The sequence below is a fragment of the Gymnodinialimonas sp. genome (assembly GCF_059726805.1).
In genome coordinates this window covers 722,501-741,615 of the sequence record NZ_AP041059.1, presented here as the reverse complement: position 1 = coordinate 741,615, position 19,115 = coordinate 722,501, and the positions used below count along the sequence as shown (strand labels likewise).

The window sequence follows — 19,115 nt, the reverse complement described above, 5'->3', positions numbered from 1 at the left end:
GGGCGGCGCGATACGGTCAATCTTGTTAGGCTTGCTTACACGCCGCACCTCAAAGGTCCACCTCAATCACGCCGTCTTTCTCGGCGGCGCGGGATTGGCACAGGATCACGCCGGTTTCCCGCTGCGCCTTCGACAGCACGAAATCCCGGTGTTCCACCGCGCCCGAGACCAGCGTGCATTTGCACACGCCGCAGATCCCGTCAGAGCATTTGACGTCGACGTGGATGTCATTCTCGGCCAGCACGTCGGTGGCGGATTTGTCGGCGGGAATGTGTATTTCCTTGCCGGAGGTCGCCAGTTTCAGGGTGAACGGATGGTTCACGTAGTCCGGCACCTCGGGGACCGAGAAATACTCCAGATGCCGCGCGGCCTCGGGGAAGCCTGCGGCCTCTGCGGCCTCCATCACGGCGGCCATGTAGCGATCTGCGCCGCAGGTGTAGACGTGCCAGCCGTCGCGGTAGCCGGCCATGATCGGCGCCAGATCGGCGCGCGTGCCCTCATCGGTGATGTGCAATTGCACGCGGTCAGCCCAGGGGAAGCTCGCGATCTCATCGAGAAGCGCCATCGTCGCGCGGGACCGGCCAGAGTAGTGCATGGTGAAGGGGCGGTTTTGGGCGTGCAGCTCATGGGCCATGGCGATCATCGGGGTGATCCCGATGCCGCCGCCCATCAGCAGGCTGTGGGTCGCCGTGGGGTCGAGCGGGAAGTGGTTGATCGGCCGCGAAATGAACACCCGCCGCCCCTTGTTGAAGATCCGCTGCAACAGCTTGGAGCCGCCGCGCCCCTCTTCTTCTAGCAGAACCGAGATCTGATATTTCGAGCGGTCCGCCGGGTCACCGGACATGGAGTATTGGCGCAGGAACTCGGGCGCTACGACGATATCCAGATGCGCGCCCGCTTGCCATTCCGGCAGCAGGCCGCCGTCCACGGGCTGGAACTCGTAGACGCTGATCCCCTTTGCGCTGCCCTCGGCGCGGGTGATTTCGACCTGGATCACCGGGCTTTCGCCCTCCGCCGTGTAGATGTGCAGATGCCCGGTCTCGTCACGTTCCAGCAGGGCCTTGTATTCGTCTGCCGTGACCATCGCCTGATAGGCGGCGATGCCGGCCTCTCGGTCCATCGGGAAGGGATAGGGGTAGGGATGCGGCGCGAGGGGGGCGGGGTAGACGGCGAGCGTCTGGTCCTCGTACTTCAGGTCGAGGTCCTTTTGCAGCGCGCGTTTGTTGACCGGCTGCTGCGTCGGGCGATAGGCGCCGTCGTCGCAAACCTCCAGATCCCACCACCACTTCTTGACCGGGTTCAGCGTGCCGTTTTCCACCACGTCATCCAGCTTCGCCAGGGCGGGCGCCAGTTGCGGCACGTTCATCGCGGCCCAGCGGAAGGGGCGCTCTTTGAACAGACCTTCGAGGTTCCAGGGGCAGGTCTTCATGCAACGCCCGCACATCGCCCCACCCGGTGTCGTGACGCGGTAGGTGGCGCATTTCTGGCTGTCGCTTTTCCAGATCTCGTAGCCGTTGAACATCAGCTTCGGCCCGGCGGTGATCGCGCCCGAGGGGCATTCGCGGGCACATTTGTTGCAGCTTTCGCAGAAACGCTGCAGGCCAAAATCGATGGGTTTGTCGTGGGCCAGCGGCAGGTCCGTCGTGACGGTGCCGGACTTGAGGCGGGGGCCGAGGAAGGGGTTGAGGATGACTTCACCGATCCGGGAGACCTCTCCGAGGCCGCTGAGCAGCAGAAGCGGCGGCTGCAAGACCTCGCCGTCCATCACGGTGTGCGCCTTGGCCTTGTAGCCGAGGTTGCGGATCTGCTTGGCGATGACCCCGCCGATCAGCGAAAACCGCAGGTAGGCGCGCATCGATTGTGCCACGGCGATCCAGTCGTCGCCTGATGACCCCTCCATCGTCTCATAGCCCTGATCGATGATCATGTTGATGGCTTGGTCGTGGGGTGGATCAATGACATCGCCGCGCGCGTCATGGCTGTACCACGCCCAGTCAGGGCAGCGCGAGATGCCGACGGCATCGGCGCCGAGCCAATAGCTGGTGGCCTTGATCAGGTCTGCCGCCTCTTGCGGGTCGATCCGGATCTTCTCGGGAGCAGCTTCACCATCTTGCAGCAACACGAACGCCCCCAAGGCGCGGCGTTGGGCCGAGGACGGAGCGGCTTTGCGCACGTAGTGCCCGCCCTTCGCGCCCTCTTGCATCTTCTTGCCCATGTCGCCGAATTGCGCGCGCGCGAACATGTCGGTGCGTTTGGGGACGCGGGCGACATTCGGCTCGTCGATGTAGGTGGTGGGCGTGTCAACGCGGGTCAGCGTTTCGAACGGATGGGCGCCGTCAACGAAACGGCGCTTGGCGTAGGGTTCCGCGTTGAGCGCGTTCTTGGCCGAGGCGGTGCCCAGCTTCCAGCCCAGACCGAAGGCCGATTTCGGTTGTTGGTCCAGCGGGACGAGGGGCAGGTCCGGCGCAATCTCGAACGTCGTGGTGACCGCTGACAACCCGAACCGCGTACCGATGTAGGGATGGTGGAGCGCGCCGTCTTCCACCGTGGCCAGCCCCGCCGCGACGGCCAGCTTGTTAAGGTCCACGTCAGCGCTGGAGACCGTATGGCCACGCGCATCGTGGCCCAGAACGCGCAGGTAATTGGCCAGGATCACCGCCGCCTCTGCCGCCAGAAGCCCGGCGCGGTGGGCCTGGGCGTCCGCGATCCAGCCCGCGCCGGGTTCATCCGCGCGCGGCATGCGCGGGTTCTCATACAAGAATACGAGCGCATGGGTGTGCCCGTCGATGCCCGTCGGCGGCGCCTCCATGCTTTCCTTGAGGTCCGACATGATCAAGTCGATGCCCGCCGCCAGGGTCTTGGTCTGGCGGGTCTTCAGGTCATGGGCGAGGCGTTCGACGTCCGGGTTGACATGGGGCGTTTCCAGCAAGGCCGCATCGGGCAGTTTGCAGACGCCCACCAGCGCGGCGTCCTGGAAATACCCGAAGGCTTTGAGGTGATCGGCCCGCTCCTGCGGGTCCTTCGGGGTCTCGGCCAAGGCGCGGTTCACCAGGCCATCGCGGATCGCGTCGAGCATCGCCTGATGTTCGCGCATGGCGTTCAGGATCGAATGGGGCGCGTCGCGGCGGGCGAAAGAGAGGTGCGGCGCGGCGGGCACCTGGGCCAGATCCGGCGCTTGCGCGGTTCGGGCCAACCGCTCGGACGGGTAGCGGCCCATATGAACGGGCCGGGTCTTGTCCGAGAAAAAGCGCGTCATGGGTTTGGCCTTTGTTATCCGTCGCCCCCAAGCGTAGCCGCCCGCGCGCCAGGATCACAAGCGCCCGCGCGGCTTAGTCTGACCCGAAGAAGGTGAAACAGGCGTCGAGCGTCTGGGCCAGTTCGGCCTCAAGCGAGGTTTCCGGCACCAGATCCAGCGCCCGCAGCCTGTCGATGCTGAACTCCAGCGGCGCGGCGTTGCTTACCGTTGCGGGCGCTGGGCCGTAGTGAATGGCGATGTCCTGGCCGGTGCGGGCCTGGTAGGCCGCCTGGATCATCTGCGCGATGGTGCCGACGGTCTCGGTCCGGCCGTTGCCGAGGTTGAACGCCCCCTCGCCCAGGTCCGCGCGCGGCCTTTGCCCCAGCGCGGCGGCGATACGCACGACGTCTGAAAGGGGCACGAAATCGCGCGCCTGCGTGCCGTCCGACTGCAGCCGCAGCTCACCCCGTTCGACCGCCATACGGCAGAGGTCCGTGGCGACCAGCGTCCAGCGGTCAACGTGAGCGTGCAGGGGCGCGCCGACAGCGTTGGAGAGGCGGATATTCACCGCCTCGATCCTGCCCATGGCGTCACAGCGCTGGACGAAATGTTCGACCGCCAGATTGGTGATGGCATAGGGATGCGTGGGCTTGGTGGGGCTGGCTTCCGTGATCCGCCCCACAAGCGGGCCGTAGATATGGGCGGTAGAGAAGTTCACGAACCGCCTCACCTCGGCGTCCACGGCGGCATCCAGCGCATTGAGGGAGGCGGTGATCGTGTCCGTCACCGCGCGCTGCGGGTCTTGGCCTGCCACGATCTCATTGGCGCCGGCGAGGTGATAGACAATATCCACGCCTTCCATGGCAGCGCGCAGGCTGGCCTTGTCGCTGAAATCGACCTGCGCCACTGCGGCCCCCGGCAGATAGGGCAGCGCATGAACCGGCTGGCGGGTCGAGACGACAACCTCTGCCCCCTCGCCCGCAAGATAAGCGGCGAGGCGGGCGCCGACATAGCCGGTGCCGCCGGTGACGAGGACGCGGGTCATTGGTGCTTCAAGGCCCAGTCGTAGCCGATGTCATTGTCAAACGGATCGCAGCGCATGATCTCGTCCGGGTCATGGGGGATCGAGGAGCAATTCGCAACGATGGCGGGCGTCGAGCTGATGCCTTTGAACCCGTTCCAGACCATCGGCGGCACGGTAACAAGGTTGTAGCTGTCGGGGCCAAGGAAGACCTCTTGCAGCACGCCTTTGGTCGGGCTGTCGTCGCGGTCATCGTAAAGGACAAACTTGATCGCCCCGTAGGGCACCGCGTAGTTCAGGATCATCTTCTTGTGGATGTGCCAGGCCTTGATGACGCCGGGATTGACGACCGAAAAATAGATCTCGCCGAAATCCTGGAACACGTCGTCCGTGGATTTGAGCATATGCATGATCTTGCCACGCTCATCCACAATCTGGCGGCGCGGCTCGATCTTCACGCCTTCAATCATACTCGCCATTTCTGGTCCTTCTCGTATTGCTCGATCTGGGCGGCGGTGATCTGGGTGGCGTCGCCGCCGCCTTCCACCGCGCGATACCAATCGATTGTGTTGGTCACGCTGCTTTCAAAATCCCAGGCGGTGTGCCAGCCCAGCAACTTGTAGGCCTTGTCGGAGTTGAGCGACAAAAGCCCCGCCTCGCGCGGGGCGTTGGGGTCGGGGCGGGCTTCGGCGGTGCCGCTGCCCCAGGCCTCGATGGCCGTCTCGACGAAGGCCGCAACCGATTGGTTGGCGGAGACATCGGGGCCGAAGTTCCACGCCCCGCGACAGGTCAGCGGGTCGTCCAACAGCTTGGCTGCGAGGGTCAGGTAGCCGCCCAGCGGCTCCAGCACATGCTGCCAGGGCCTTGTGGCATTGGGGTTGCGCATGGGCACCGGCTGCCCGGCGGAGAGGGCGCGCACGATATCCGGCGTGATGCGATCTTCCGAGTAATCGCCGCCGCCAATCACATTGCCCGCCCGGACCGAGGCATAGCCGAGCGTCGGGATTTCCGAGAAGAACGACTGAACCCAGGCCTCGAACGCCACTTCCATGGCCGCCTTGGAGGCGCTGTAGGGGTCCTTGCCGCCCAAGCGGTCAGTCTCGCGGTAGCCCCAGACCCATTCGTTATTCTGGTAGCATTTGTCGGACGACACGCTGATCAACGCGCGCAACGTTTCCGCATGGCGGCGCGTGGCCTCCCAGACGTTGATCGAGCCCATGACATTGGTCGAGAAGCTTTCGACCGGGTCGCGGTAGCTTTGGCGCACCAGCGCTTGCGCGGCCAGGTGCAGCACCACCTCGGGGCGGGCCTGTTCAAAGGCCGCGTCGACGGCGGCTGCGTCGCGGATGTCACCGTCAGTGTGTTGAATGATATCGCGCAGGCCCAGCCGGGCGAACAGCGTCTCGGGGCCGGTTTCGGGCAGGGCGAGGCCATGGACCTCGGCCCCCATGCGTTGCAGCCAAAGGGCCAGCCAGGCGCCCTTGAACCCGGTGTCCCCCGTCAGCAGAACCCGCTTGCCCGCAAACGCACTTTCCAGAGGCGTCACCATCGTTTCCACGCGGCCTTGTCGCTATCGATCAGACCCTGCATCAGCTTCCAGTCGCGGTAGGTGTCCATGCACTGCCAGAAGCCCGCGTGATCGTACATCACCAGCTCTTCGGCCTGCACCAGACGATCCATCGGCTGATCCTCGAACACTTCGTCGTCTTCGCCGCTGAGGTGGTCGAACATCGCCTGCGAGGCGACAAAGAACCCGCCCGAGATGCGCCCGCCGCTGACCTGCGGCTTCTCATTAAAGCCCGTCACGCGGCCCCCCTCGGTCGAGACGATTTCGCCGAAGCGGCCCGGAGGCGACACGCCGGTGACGGTCAGGGCCTTGCCATGGCTGGCGTGGAAATCGCGCAGGCTGTCGAGGTCCACATCGCTGAGGCCATCGCCGTAGGTCAGAAAGAAGCTCTCCTCCCCCGCGACGAACTGCTTGATCCGCGCGATGCGCCCGCCGGTCATCGTCTCGGTGCCTGTGTCGATGATCTGCAGGTTCCACCCGGCCTCATCATGGAGGTAGTCGATTTTCGGGGCCTGACCATCGCCGATCGTCAGGGAGATATTGCTGAACTGATGGTCGTAGTTGAGAAAGTAATCCTTGATCACGTAGCTCTTGTAACCCGTGCAGAGCACAAAGTCGGTATGCCCGTAGCTGGCGAAGTATTTCATGATGTGCCACAGCATCGGACGCCCGCCGATTTCGACCATCGGCTTGGGGACATCGTCGGCAACGCCGCGGATGCGGGTGCCGTAGCCGCCGCAAAGAATTACAACTTTCATCCTGTCTCGCCTCGCTCGTTTTTTATTCTGCTTTTATTCTGCCGCTTCGGTCTCGAAGTATCCCATGGCCTCGGCGATAATTCGACCGCTGTCGGAGTTCAACACAAGCTCCACCGTCTGCTTATGAATCGATATCGCCCCCTCGTGAAGGTCCGACAGGATCGGATCGTCCATCAGCGTTTTGTGCAGGGCTTTGTAGCCATAGGGGACGTGATGCTTGATCGGGGTGTTATCCAGGCCCACGTTGCGCCGCGTCCAATAGTCGGTGAAGACGTTGATCGCCTTCTGATCCAGCTTCAGGCCCGATCCGCCGGTCAACGGATTGCCCCGGTTCACCTTCACCAGGAAGCTGTCCATCGAGCGGATGGAGTAATGGTTGACCCGCCCCAGATCCAAGCTGCCGTTACACTCCAAGGAATTGACCTTGTTGTTGGTGAAATGGTCCGACATCTCGCGCCCGCTGCCGTCCACCCACCTTTGGTTGGTGCTGGGGAAGTCCTTGAACTTGGGCCTGTGGTTGCGGAACATGGCCGTGGGTTGCGGCGCGCGCATCAGCGTCTTGACCGAGGCGACCTTGGGCGGCGCGTCGTTGTCGAAGGCTGAGAACTCAGCGCCCGGGCGCGTGAACACGCCCTGCACCTTGCCGTCCCCGATCCCGCGCACCCGGTTGGAGTTGTGGCCGAGGACCGTGAAGCTCATCAGATCAAACGGCTCCGTGGCTTCAAACAGATCCTTCAGCCGGTGCCGCCCGACCGTGACGTCCACGAATTCATCGGCATCGACCGTGATGATCCACTGGGCGTCTTCATAGCGCGCGAACTTCGTGGCATAGCGCAGCGCGCCCACCTGCCACGACGGGATCTGACGGAAGATGCGCTTTGGGTTCGGCGCGTGGCGCAGGTAGCCCAGACGGTCAAGACGCTCCAGCATGTGGTCGGTGCCGTCGTCGCAATCGGCGGAGAAGACGATGAAATCCTCGACACCCAGGGCTTTGTGGTGGGCAACCCATTCCAGGATATAGGGCGCTTCGTCCTTCATGATGGCGACCATTAGAACGCCCGATGGGTTTGTCATATCACGCTACTCACTGTGTTTTTTGTTGTGCAGGGGGCTTGGCGCGGCAGGGACCCCGCGCCCGGAATCCCAGGGCGGGTCCTGCCTTTCAGGGCAGGAATGCGACTGTGCCGTGATGCCCATAGGGGTGCCCATGCTGTTTTGTTCTTCTGCTCGCCCCAAGTATGCGGCGTCCGGGGCGCGCTAATCAAGACCGGCGGCGGCGATTGGGCCTTCAACGGGCGATCCGGCCCCGGTTGCGGCCCAGGTGATGCACGCGCGCTACGCCCCGGGCGGGGATGCGGGCTGCCGAGCCGTCCGACAAAAGTGACAGCGCGCGTGTCGCTGGCGATTGACATTGCCGGTGTGAATGCGTTTGGTTTCCGCGTCAGCACGGTCGCCACTTCCCGGTGGCGCTAAGAGGGAACGAGGTGCGGGTGATCCACCCAATGCCTTGACTGCCCCCGCAACTGTAAGCGGATTGTTGACGCCAAATATGCCACTGACCGCATCGGCGGTTGGGAAGGTCGGCGTCAGTTTACCCCGCGAGTCAGGAGACCTGCCTGCTGAGAGACAACGATCAACCAGGCGGGGTGTCTGGTGGGAGTGGACCTATGCGTGACGCCAAACGGGCGACTAATCCTTTCCGCATTCGTGCGGCGCTTGCGCCGTCTGGGCCGACCTGCCTCCGTCTTTCGGAGGGATGGGGACGGTGGCGAAGACGGACGTAACCCTTTCAATTTGCCTGCGCTGCCGCGACGGGCGCGAGACGCGGGATACCGATCTGGATCAGCGCGGTGGGCGGCGATTGGCGCGCGCCGTTGCGGCTGGTTTCTGCGCCAGAGATGCGGCACGGCTTGGCGTGCGACTGCGCGGCGTGAACTGCATGAGCCAATGCAAACGCCCCTGCGCCATCGCGCTGTCGGGTGCGGCGCGGTTTACCTACCTTTTCGGTGATCTCGACCCAAAGCGGCACGCCGCCGAGGTTCTGGAGGTTGCCGCAGCCTACGCGCGCACCGACACGGGCTTTCTGCCCCGCCCCGCCCGACCCGAAGTTCTACAGGCCGGCATCCTTGGCCGCATTCCACCCCATTGTTTCAGCGGCGACCTTGTCGAATCGCTGGACACGACACACACCCCAATACTGGAGACTGAACCGCAATGACCCCAACCTTTTTGCCCAAGGCCCTGGCCGCAACAGCACTTCTGGCGCTTATGCCACTGGCCGCCCCCGCCCAGGACATCACCATTGGCCAGACGTTCCTCGCCTCGGGCCTCGACCCGTCCGAGGGCTCTAACGGGTGGGCCGTGGTCAGCCACGGCATCGGCGAGCAATTGTTCACAGTCTCGCGCGAGGGCGAGGTCGTGCCGAACCTCGCGGCCTCGGCCCGCGCCAACGACGATGGCACCTGGACGATAGAGCTGGCCGCGGATCGCTTCTTCTCGGACGGCACCCCCGTGACGGCAGCCGCCGTGGCCGAGGCGCTGAACCGCACGGGTGAGGCCAACCCCTCGGCCCGCGCGACGGCGGGGCGGCTGGTCTTCACGGTGGTCGACGACACCACGCTGAACGTCGAAACCGAGCAGCCCACCACGATCCTGCCCTCGATCCTCGCGGAATGGGCCTTCCCGGTCTACCGTTTGGAGGGCGACACGGTGGTGTTCACCGGCCCCTTTGCGGTCGAAAGCTTTGAATCCGGCGGCTCCATCGAGATGGTCCCCAACGCCTTCTACGCAGGCGCGGAAGATCGCCCCAACATCACCCTGCGCCGCATCGCCGATGGCCAGTCCCTGGCGCTGGCCTTCGCGTCGGGCGAATTGGACATGGCCTTCAACCTGCCGGTGGAAACCCTGCCGATGCTGGACGCGGCCGAGGGCGACACCGTCTCTTTCCCCGTCGCCTACCAATACATGATGTGGATGAACACGCGCACGCCCGCGCTATCGGATGCCCGTGTGCGCCAGGCCATCGACATGGCGATCAGCCGCGATGACCTGGTCACGGGCGCCCAGGCCGGCGTGCCCGCCACCGGGGCTTTCGCGGGAAGCTATCCCTTCGCCGCTACAGGTGCCCTGCCCTACGACCCTGCTGCCGCTGCTGCCCTTCTGGATGACGCAGGCTGGACTCTGGGAGAGGGCGGCAGGCGTATGCGCGATGGCACGGCGCTGGAGCTGGTGCTTTACGCCTACCCCCAGCGCCCCGATCTAGTGACTTTCCAGCCGATCATCCGCGCGGCTCTGGCCGATCTGGGCATCACCGTCACCACGCAAATCACCGAAAGCCCCGGCGACGTGGCGGGCAGCGGCGCCTATGACCTGTTCCTTTGGGCACAACATACGGCTCCTGCGGGTGATCCGGGCCTGTTCTTGTCGCTGTTCTTCGAGACGGACGCGGCCCGAAACTATGCCGGATGGTCGAACCCCGACTATGACTCGCTGATTGCCGACCTGCGCGCCGAGGGTGGTCCCCAGGCCCGCATCGACCTGGCGCTGCAAGCCCAGGAGATAATCGCCGAGGGCGCGCCGGTGTCCTTCCTGGTCACGCCTGAATGGCACGTCGGCCTGTCGCCCGCCCTGGCCGGGTATGAGCCCTGGGGCTCGGACTACTACGTGATCCGACCCGACCTCGTCGCAGCAGAATGACACCGGCGGCGGCACAAACCTGTCTGCGGCTTGTGCTGTCATGGTTGGCTGTCGTCGCCGCCGCCTTTTTCCTGCTGCGCCTGATGCCCGGCGACCCGGTCGAGATCTTCCTTGACCACGTCAACATCCGCTCGGGTCCCGGTATCGTGGCCGAGTACCGCGCGCAGTGGGGCCTCGACGGCTCGCTCATCTCGCAATTCGCCCGCTGGCTTTCAGGCTTCATGCTGTTCGATTGGGGCGTGTCGTTTGAGACCGGGCGTCCCGTGGCAGAGGATTTCGCGGCGCGCCTGCCCTATTCCGCCGCCATCGGCTTTGGCGGCATGACGCTGGCCATCCTGGGCGGCTACGCCTTGGGGTTCGGCGCCGCTTTGACCCCGGGGGGATGGGCCGACATGGCCTCACGCGGGCTTGCCATTGCGGGCCAGGCCTTGCCCGCCTTTGCCGTCGGGCTGGTCATGCTTTGGGTGTTCGGGGTGCAGCTGCGCTGGATCAGCGCCTTTGGCGGCGGCCCGGTGGAGCGTGTGCTTCTGCCGATGCTGCTGGTTGCCGCTTTCTCTCTGGGATCCATCGCGCGGCTGACACGCGCGGGGTTCATGGACGTCAAGGAAAGCCCCTACTTCCGCACCGCGCTGGCCAAAGGACACTCCACCACCGGTGCCTTGTGGCACCACGGACGCGCGGCAGGCGCCTTGACGCTTTGCGCCGGACTGGCACCGGAATTGGCCTGGATCGTGGGGGGCACGGCGGTGGCCGAGATCGTCTTTGGCGTGCCCGGCCTCTCGGAACGGGTGGTGCAGGCCGTGAACCACCGCGATTACGCCGTCTTGCAGCCCTACATCGCGCTGGTCGCGCTTTGGGTGGCGCTGGTGTTGCAGGCCGCCCGGCTGCTGCGCCACGGCCTGGACCCCCGCCTGACATGAGCCGCGTCTTTGTCATCGCCGCCCTTGTGGCAATTGCCATCGGGACCCTTTTCGCGCTGATGGGTGGCCCCGGCGATCCCCACGCCGTCGACTTGACCAATCGCCTTGCGGGCCCCTCAACCGCGCATCCGCTTGGCACCGATCATCTGGGCCGGAACCTTGCGACACGCGTCATCTGGGGCGCGGTACCCTCGCTCGTGGCCATCGCGATTGTCCTGGCAGGGGGGATCGGCCTGGGCGTGCTGGCGGGCGGGCTGATCGCCCTGGGTCCTACCAACACAAGGTACGCCTTGAGTTGGTTGGCCGAAACCGCCCTGGCGCTGCCTACCCTTGTGACGGCTCTGGTTCTGTCTGCCGCGTTCGGCGCAAGCATCTGGACGGTGGCCATGGCTCTGCTGGTCACGTCCTGGGCGCCCTATGCGCTGACCATTGCGGCCCTTTTTGACCGCATCCGGGGCGAGGCCTATTGGCAGGCGAGCGAGGCCCTGGGCGTGACGCTTTCATCTGCCGTCCGCCGCCACATGCTGCCCAACGCCTGGCCCGCCATCGGCGCATTGGCGGGCGCCGACGCCGGGCGCGCCGTGATCGTGGTTGCCTCGCTTGGGTTCATCGGATTGTCCGCCGACACCGGCCGCCCGGAATGGGGCGCGATGATCTATGAATATCGCATCTTTCTGTTCACCGAGCCGCGACTGGTGCTGGCCCCGGTTGTCGCCTGTGCCGTCGTCTCGCTCGGCCTCCACGTCGTGTTGGATCAACGCAGAGGCCGCCGTGGCTAGGGCCGCGATCAGTCGAACAGGTGCTTTTTCAACCACGCCTTGATCAGCGCAATCTCGTGGTCGATCTGCCCCTGCACGATGTTGAGGGGCGAGCCGTCGAAATAGACCGGATCGGTGCCGGGGCCATCGGGGCTTCCGTGATCCGCATCGATGGAGTGGCGCCAGACCTCGGCGTGGTTGCGCCATTCGGCGCGGTTCACATGTTCCGGTGCCGTGAACCAGACATTCCACGACAGGATGGTCCCATCCGCCAGGATGTTGCCCTTGGCCAGGTTGAAGACCTCCAGGATCATGGCGTTGAAATCGTCGACCATCTCATCGCCGACCTTGTGAACTTCGCCGATCTCGACGTCGATATGGCCCATGGACCAGGCCTGATCCGCATGGGTGGCGAACTTGGGGCTTTGGAACAGGGGCGACGCGCCGTCGCGCAGCGGGAAAACCGGCTGATTGGGGTCGCCCGGCAAATGGGTGCGGACCCGGATCGCGTTCTCTTTTGAGGACGGGAACGGATGCTCGCTATTTGCAAAAAGCTCCCACGCGAGGCGCACGAGGCCGTTTTGATCCGCCCCGGGGCTGAACCAGATCTTGCCTTCAACGGTCAGCTCGGCGGCGATGGATTTTGTCTCTTCATCGACCCACCCGCGCTGGCCGGTGACTGTCACCTCCACATTGATCGCGCCAAAGGTCGGCGACGCGGTGCCTTGCTGCGGGCAGATGATGGAGTAGACGCGGCCCTCGTTCGTGTAGCCAAGGCGCGAGATATCAGGCGCAAACATCTGGAAGCAGCGAGAGCTTTCGTCGCCGGGAATGGTGAGCCAGCTGAACTCGGGCCAGAGCACATCCTGCTGCCGGTCAAGCTTGTCAATGTTGTCCAGATTGTCGAGCAAAGGCAGGCTGGAGAGGTCCGGGCTGGGATAGGCAAAGGCCGGATTGGATTGCGCGAAACCGCCCACCCAGCCGGGCACGGGCGTGTCATTGAATGCAGATGTCATAAGGGAGCCTTTCCAAGTGTCGTAGACAGAAATGAATTACCGGGAACGGGGCCCGAATGTGGGGTTTGGCGCATCACGCGCCAGGTGCCGCGTCGCTTGCCAAAGTTACGAAATCGCTTTGTAGCGTGGCTTCTGCCTGACAGGTTTGCGCCATGAACCGCAGCGCCTGCATGCCCGGCATGAAAAAATACCCGCCGCCGCGCACGGTCACGAATTGTGGCAGATTCTCCAACACCCGCCGGTAGGGAGAGCGTTGGATGGTGAAACGATCCACCTTCTCGACGCCCAAACGGGCCGCGCGGGGCGTGCCGATGATCGGGTCAACCTCTCTCTGCAGGCCCTGGAAGAACGAGTTGTTGCACCAGGCGGATTGCACGAACTCGAACTGCCGCTCGATCGAGGCGTTGAAGCAGATGAACTGCAGGCCCGTCGCGCCATCCTCGTCCTTGAAGATGCGCGCGCGGCGCAAGATCCGGTGGCGCAGTGTCACGTCGAGCGATTTCGTCGCACTCTGGATGTTCACCGCCCGGTTATTGCCGCGCCGCACGTGGCTGCCGATGGGGCAATGATGCCCGTCGCGGTCATCGGTGAAATCAAAATCGTTGTTGGTCTCGTAGGTGTCATGCTTGCCCGGCGCCAGGCCTTCGCCATCAATCCCACGCCCGATCATCTTTTCGGCCAGCTTCTTGGGCGTATCGTCGCCCTCACCGGTGGCGGCACCCTCGACGTAGTCCCAGAATTCCTTGGTGTGCTGCTGAAGCTGGCGGAAAACCAGATAGGTGCCGTTCTTCCCCAGGTCGCGCCGGTCGTGCCACTCTGGATGCGGGTCGAGCAAGCCGTCGGGGTCAAGCCCGGCACTGGTGGCCGGCGTGCGCGGTAGGGTGTCGGTGCCATCCTTATAGCCCATCAACAACTCACCCGCGGGCACGATGCTGACCTTGGCTTCCTTGGGGTTGCTCTTTTTCAGGGCCTCGGCCCGTTTCGTTCCGTCAATCACGGGTTGCGAGACGCCGTCCTTGAACCCGAAGGGTTCGCGCTGGTCGGGCTCCAGGTGGCCATAGGTCGTGTGGGTGCAATCCGCGCCGTTGTCGGCGCAGAGGGCCGCGAGCAGGCAGTCCTTTGCGGTCTCGGTCGTGGGAGCAAACGACATGAGCACGCCGTGGACGGCTTCGCGCCCGCCCCAGTCCCAGTGCTTGGGGTCATTGCTGTCCACATCGCCCAGGATGCGATTGCGCTGGGGGCTGGTGATGCCCGCCGCGAAGGCATGATCGTAGCTGTCGGGAATATACCCCGCCTGCAAAAGCGCCTGCATCCCTTCGGCGGTGAAGGCGATGTTCATGCGGTTGTGCACGCCCTCGGCGGGCTGGCGGTCCTTGGCGGTCGTGATCTTGTCCTCGGACAACATCTGCCCCAGCCAGCGCTGAAACGCGGCGCGGTCGGTGACGCGGAAAAAGCCGTAGGCGGCCTTGTCCAGCTTCACGTAGCCTCGGAAAAAGATGCCCTGAATGTCCGGGCTGGCGGTAAGATCAGTCTCTGCCATGTTCAAACAAGCTCCAACCAGGATGTATCTGTGCTGCCGCCCTGCGCCTTGATCAGCGCGGCGCGCAATTGCCGGTTCCGGTCAATGTTGGTGACGCTGACCGCGGGGTAGGCGGAATACCAGACCAGTGTGGGAAACATGGACCGGCGGGCGTAATCGATGAATTGCGGACCGTTGGAGGCGCCCCCGGCCAGCATCGCCCAGGTCTTGGGATAGCCGACAGAATGCGCCCAGGCCAAATTCAACCCGTTGCTGGCTTTCAACGTGAAATCGTCCAGATAACTGCGCCAACTGCCGTCGTAGTTACTGACGAAAATCAACCTGCGGCTTTTGCTGCAAAACGACCAATGGGCGAAATGGATTGTGTTGATCTCACCCAGGAAGCCCTTGCGAAAAAACAGCGTGACGAGATTGCCAAGCAACCCGAACGCGGCGCGTTTGGCCAGTTGGCGCCCAAAGTCGGTGTGGACGTAGACGACGCTGAGCATGTGGTTGGTCGGGATCAGATCCTCGTTCCGGGCGAACGATAGCTCCAGGTCAGGATCGGGGCGGGCCCGGTTTTCGTCGGCGGCGCGTTCGCGCGGCAAGTTGACGACGGCGAGGATCAGGAACCCGATGGCGCTGACGATCAGGCACAGGACGGCCCAGATCTTGGGCAACAGAGCAAGCTTGGTGCCCGGATCCTCGAACGTGCGCCAATCCTGGAGGGACGGATCTGCATCAAGGGCCGCCAGAACCTGCGTCTGCGCCTCGGCCGGTGGCAAAGGTTGACCTGCGGCGCCGAGGGCTTCATCGACAACCTGATAGACACGCGCATCAAGGCGGATCTGATCGCGGCTCATCCCGACCGCTGAAATGAACCCGGCTTGTGGCTTGATCACCCGCTCCAGCAGATACGCCCGCAGGCCTGGCAGTGTTTGGGTCTTGAACCCCGCGCAATGGCCGTAGAGCCCGAGCAGAAACGCCCCGCCATCCAACGCCTCGGCCACCGACAGGAGGTTATCGATATGCGCCTCAATCGGGCCGTCGATGTTGTGCTCGAACAGCAGCGACCACCCTTCTTCGATGTCGTCGAAAACGCAGAGGCTGGCGAAGTGAAGCGTCGTGATTTGCGCAAAGCCAAAACTGTCGTTCTCGGTGTCGGGGCAAACCGTGCCAAACGGCTTCAGGATCTCCTGCACCGCCGCCTGATGACCGGGCAGCAGAGATGCGACGATCGTGAACTTGTTGTGCATGGGGGATGCCTTTCTCGCAAATTCGTATTTTTGGAGCGATGCATTCTCCAATAGCCGGTATCAATAAACGCTCAGCCGAGTTTTCGAGGACGAAAACCCGAATGAAATAAGCGGCGCGTGATCAGGGAAAACTACAGAATTACGCTTCTTGTCGACGGCCTTGCAGGGCCGTCTGGGAAAGGCCTTCAAACCGTTTGATCAAATTGCACCAATAAAAACCACTGTTTAAAGCGTGCACGATTAAACCTGTCAGTGCAAGCGGCGCGCCGAGAGCGCGACCTTCGGCGTTCAAGGGTTTGGGATGGGGGGCCGGAGAGCACAAAAGCAAAAGCCTCCCCGAGGGGAGGCTTTGAACTGCGTCTTGCGATCGGTGTTATTGGTTGCGGGAGTAGGATTTGAACCTACGACCTTCAGGTTATGAGCCTGACGAGCTACCGGGCTGCTCCATCCCGCGCCAATAGGGGTGAGGTATAACCCCTCCCCCCGAGTCGCAAGGGGGTGTGTCACAGAATTGCAATCTTTCTGCGCAGGAGGTGGGAATGCCTGGAGGTACAGGTGTTTTCGGGGGGACTTTTGGGGGGGGAAGCGGCGTCGATAAGCGCGGTTGGGGACGCATCCGTTTGCACGGCGCTCATGCCAGCGCCGCGTCCAAGCCATGAAACGCAAAAAACACCCCGTGGGGTGCTTCATTTGATCTAGGAACTGGTGATCATCGTTAGAGAGATATGTTTGTTTCTTACTAGGTTTGGCGGTGACCTACTCTCCCACACCTTAAGATGCAGTACCATCGGCGCAACGGCACTTAACGGCCGGGTTCGGAATGGAGCCGGGTGTTTTGCTCGTGCTATGACCACCAAACCAAGAAAGAAACAAACGATCAGTCCTGCGCATCAAAGATGCGCGAGCAATATCCAGATTTTAACACTGTATGGTGTTGGTGATGCTTGGTGTCCGGTTCGGGCAAAACTGCCTTTCACTGGATCAAATCAAGCCTATCGAACAATTAGTACCAGTCAACTGAGCGTGTTACCACGCTTACATCTCTGGCCTATCGACGAGGTGGTCTACCTCGGTTCTCAGGGATACCTTGTTTTGAGGGGGGCTTCCCGCTTAGATGCCTTCAGCGGTTATCCTTTCCGATCATAGCTACCCAGCACTGCTCCTGGCGGAACAACTGGTACACCAGTGGATCGTTCACCCCGGTCCTCTCGTACTAGGGGCAACTCCTCTCAAGTATCCTACACCCACGGCAGATAGGGACCGAACTGTCTCACGACGTTCTAAACCCAGCTCACGTACCTCTTTAAACGGCGAACAGCCGTACCCTTGGGACCTGCTCCAGCCCCAGGATGAGATGAGCCGACATCGAGGTGCCAAACGGTGCCGTCGATATGGACTCTTGGGCACCATCAGCCTGTTATCCCCGGCGTACCTTTTATCCGTTGAGCGATGGCCCTTCCACTCGGGACCACCGGATCACTATGGCCGTCTTTCGACTCTGCTCGACTTGTCAGTCTCGCAGTCAGGCTGGCTTCTGCCATTGCACTCAACGAGCGATTTCCGACCGCTCTGAGCCAACCTTCGCGCGCCTCCGTTACTCTTTAGGAGGCGACCGCCCCAGTCAAACTACCCGCCACAGAGGGTCCCGGATCCGGATAACGGACCGCGGTTAGATAACAAGAATGCGAAGGGTGGTATCTCAAGGATGGCTCCACAGAAACTAGCGTTCCTGCTTCAAAGCCTACCACCTATCCTGCACATCCCAGTCCTGTTACCAGTCTGAAGCTGTAGTAAAGGTGCACGGGGTCTTTCCGTCTAACCGCGGGAAGCCTGCATCTTGACAGGCAATTCAATTTCGCTGAGTCGATGTTGGAGACAGCGGGGAAGTCGTTACGCCATTCGTGCAGGTCGGAACTTACCCGACAAGGAATTTCGCTACCTTAGGACCGTTATAGTTACGGCCGCCGTTTACCTGGGCTTCAATTCGGAGCTTGCACTCCTCCTTTTAACCTTCAGGCACCGGGCAGGCGTCAGACCCTATACGTCGTCTTGCGACTTCGCAGAGCCCTGTGTTTTTAGTAAACAGTCGCCACCCCCTGGTTTGTGCCCCCAGTCAATACTTGCGTAGAAACTGGGCCTCCTTCTCGCGAACTTACGGAGGTATTTTGCCGAGTTCCTTCAACATCGTTCTCTCAAGCGCCTTGGTATTCTCTACCAGTCCACCTGTGTCGGTTTAGGGTACGATCTTATGCCAGAGCTATTTCCAGGATCCGATTAACGGCCCACCCAATCCGATAAGGGTGAACAATCTTCACGAACCGTCACTACTGGCTGGCCCAGGAATATTAACCTGGTTCCCATCGACTACGCCTTTCGGCCTCGCCTTAGGGGTCGGCTTACCCTGCTCAGATTAACTTTAAGCAGGAACCCTTGGACTTTCGGCGACAGGGTCTCTCACCCTGTTTGTCGCTACTCATGTCATCATTCTCACTAGTGATCTCTCCACCGGATGGCTCACGCCCCGGCTTCACAGAAAAACCCTTCTCTCCGAACCACCCGAAGGTGATGAAGAGAGATTGGTTTAGTCACACTACGCTCCGCTACCATGCACTATGTGCATCCTCAGCTTCGGCTCATGGCTTGAGCCCCGATACATCTTCGCCGCAGGACAACTTATTTAGACCAGTGAGCTGTTACGCTATCTTTAAAGGATGGCTGCTTCTAAGCCAACCTCCTGGTTGTTTTGGTCGTCCCACCTGCTTTCCCACTTAGCCATGAATTAGGGGCCTTAGCTGGAGGTCAGGGTTGTTTCCCTCTCCACAATGGACGTTAGCATCCACTGTGTGTCTGCCGAGTAGTACTCACGGGTATTCGGAGTTTGATTAGGATCAGTAAGGCTGTGGGCCCCCATTACCCATTCAGTGCTCTACCCCCCGTGGTATTCGCTCGACGCTCTACCTAAATAGATTTCGCGGAGAACCAGCTATCTCCGAGTTTGATTGGCCTTTCACCCCTAGGCACACCTCATCCCGACCTTTTTCAACAGGTGTGGGTTCGGACCTCCAGTAAGTGTTACCTTACCTTCATCCTGGACATGCCTAGATCACTCGGTTTCGGGTCTGATCCCACGAACTCAACGCCCTATTAAGACTCGCTTTCGCTGCGCCTACACCTAACGGCTTAAGCTTGCTCGTGAGACCAAGTCGATGACCCATTATACAAAAGGTACGCCGTCAGCTCGCAAGGAGCCTCCGACTGCTTGTAGGCGTTCGGTTTCAGGAACTGTTTCACTCCCCTCGTCGGGGTGCTTTTCACCTTTCCCTCACGGTACTGGTTCACTATCGGTCAGTAAGGAGTACTTAGCCTTCG

General features: G+C 62.3%; 13 protein-coding genes, 1 tRNA gene, 2 rRNA genes and 1 riboswitch (1 of these 17 cut by a window edge). Of the genes, 4 read left to right on the top strand and 12 right to left on the bottom strand.

The features are described from left to right. Nucleotides 1-49 precede the first annotated feature (49 nt). The 6 genes from AC6I9R_RS03730 to AC6I9R_RS03705 form a co-directional block, all read right to left on the bottom strand. Complete coding sequence (locus tag AC6I9R_RS03730; RefSeq protein ID WP_461427479.1) at nt 50-3,256, bottom strand: reductive dehalogenase; 3,207 nt, start codon at nt 3,254-3,256, stop codon at nt 50-52. Nucleotides 3,257-3,329: 73 nt separating this feature from the next. Continuing rightward, nucleotides 3,330-4,280: an NAD-dependent epimerase/dehydratase family protein gene (locus AC6I9R_RS03725; protein ID WP_461427478.1), complete on the bottom strand. Its 951-nt coding sequence runs from the start codon at nt 4,278-4,280 to the stop codon at nt 3,330-3,332. After that, nucleotides 4,277-4,735 carry a dTDP-4-dehydrorhamnose 3,5-epimerase family protein gene (locus AC6I9R_RS03720; RefSeq protein ID WP_461427477.1) on the bottom strand — a complete coding sequence of 153 codons (459 nt, stop codon included), beginning with the start codon at nt 4,733-4,735 and terminating at the stop codon, nt 4,277-4,279. The genes AC6I9R_RS03725 and AC6I9R_RS03720 overlap by 4 nt, the downstream gene beginning before the upstream one ends. Continuing rightward, entirely contained in the window at nt 4,723-5,805 is a 1,083-nt protein-coding gene (gene rfbG, locus AC6I9R_RS03715) for a CDP-glucose 4,6-dehydratase (RefSeq protein WP_461427476.1), read from the bottom strand. The genes AC6I9R_RS03720 and rfbG overlap by 13 nt, the downstream gene beginning before the upstream one ends. Continuing rightward, the gene (locus AC6I9R_RS03710) at nt 5,799-6,581 is read right to left on the bottom strand and encodes a glucose-1-phosphate cytidylyltransferase (RefSeq protein ID WP_461427475.1); all 783 of its coding nucleotides are present in this window, start codon (nt 6,579-6,581) and stop codon (nt 5,799-5,801) included. The genes rfbG and AC6I9R_RS03710 overlap by 7 nt, the downstream gene beginning before the upstream one ends. Nucleotides 6,582-6,614: 33 nt before the next feature. Then, nucleotides 6,615-7,619, bottom strand: a complete 1,005-nt coding sequence (locus AC6I9R_RS03705) for a glycosyltransferase family 2 protein (RefSeq protein ID WP_461427474.1) — start codon at nt 7,617-7,619, stop codon at nt 6,615-6,617. Nucleotides 7,620-8,010: 391 nt separating this feature from the next. Continuing rightward, a riboswitch (cobalamin riboswitch) is annotated at nt 8,011-8,215 on the top strand. Nucleotides 8,216-8,346: 131 nt separating this feature from the next. Between AC6I9R_RS03705 and AC6I9R_RS03700 the strand changes: the two genes are divergently transcribed. From AC6I9R_RS03700 to AC6I9R_RS03685, 4 genes are read left to right on the top strand one after another with little or no spacing between them, the layout of a single operon-like run. Beyond that, nucleotides 8,347-8,799 carry a DUF1636 family protein gene (locus AC6I9R_RS03700; protein ID WP_461427473.1) on the top strand — a complete coding sequence of 151 codons (453 nt, stop codon included), beginning with the start codon at nt 8,347-8,349 and terminating at the stop codon, nt 8,797-8,799. After that, a complete protein-coding gene (locus tag AC6I9R_RS03695; RefSeq protein WP_461427472.1) occupies nt 8,796-10,277 on the top strand; it encodes an ABC transporter substrate-binding protein in 1,482 nt (493 codons plus the stop codon). Before AC6I9R_RS03700 ends, AC6I9R_RS03695 begins: the two co-directional genes overlap by 4 nt. Nucleotides 10,278-10,309: 32 nt before the next feature. After that, nucleotides 10,310-11,197, top strand: a complete 888-nt coding sequence (locus AC6I9R_RS03690; RefSeq protein WP_461427471.1) for an ABC transporter permease — start codon at nt 10,310-10,312, stop codon at nt 11,195-11,197. Further along, nucleotides 11,194-11,976: an ABC transporter permease gene (locus AC6I9R_RS03685; protein ID WP_461427470.1), complete on the top strand. Its 783-nt coding sequence runs from the start codon at nt 11,194-11,196 to the stop codon at nt 11,974-11,976. Before AC6I9R_RS03690 ends, AC6I9R_RS03685 begins: the two co-directional genes overlap by 4 nt. Nucleotides 11,977-11,984: 8 nt before the next feature. Here AC6I9R_RS03685 and AC6I9R_RS03680 read toward each other — a convergent pair whose 3' ends face one another. From AC6I9R_RS03680 to AC6I9R_RS03655, 6 genes are all read right to left on the bottom strand, one after another. Continuing rightward, nucleotides 11,985-12,971: a hypothetical protein gene (locus AC6I9R_RS03680; RefSeq protein ID WP_461427469.1), complete on the bottom strand. Its 987-nt coding sequence runs from the start codon at nt 12,969-12,971 to the stop codon at nt 11,985-11,987. Between the two features lie 73 nt (nt 12,972-13,044). Further along, nucleotides 13,045-14,511, bottom strand: coding sequence for a Dyp-type peroxidase (locus AC6I9R_RS03675; RefSeq protein ID WP_461427468.1), 1,467 nt, complete (start codon nt 14,509-14,511; stop codon nt 13,045-13,047). Nucleotides 14,512-14,513: 2 nt separating this feature from the next. Next, the gene (locus AC6I9R_RS03670) at nt 14,514-15,746 is read right to left on the bottom strand and encodes a hypothetical protein (RefSeq protein WP_461427467.1); all 1,233 of its coding nucleotides are present in this window, start codon (nt 15,744-15,746) and stop codon (nt 14,514-14,516) included. Between the two features lie 377 nt (nt 15,747-16,123). Continuing rightward, nucleotides 16,124-16,200: transfer RNA gene (locus AC6I9R_RS03665), tRNA-Met, on the bottom strand. Nucleotides 16,201-16,489: 289 nt separating this feature from the next. Next, nucleotides 16,490-16,604, bottom strand: a 5S ribosomal RNA gene (gene rrf, locus AC6I9R_RS03660). Nucleotides 16,605-16,728: 124 nt separating this feature from the next. Further along, nucleotides 16,729-19,115, bottom strand: a 23S ribosomal RNA gene (locus AC6I9R_RS03655); it runs 442 nt beyond the window's last position.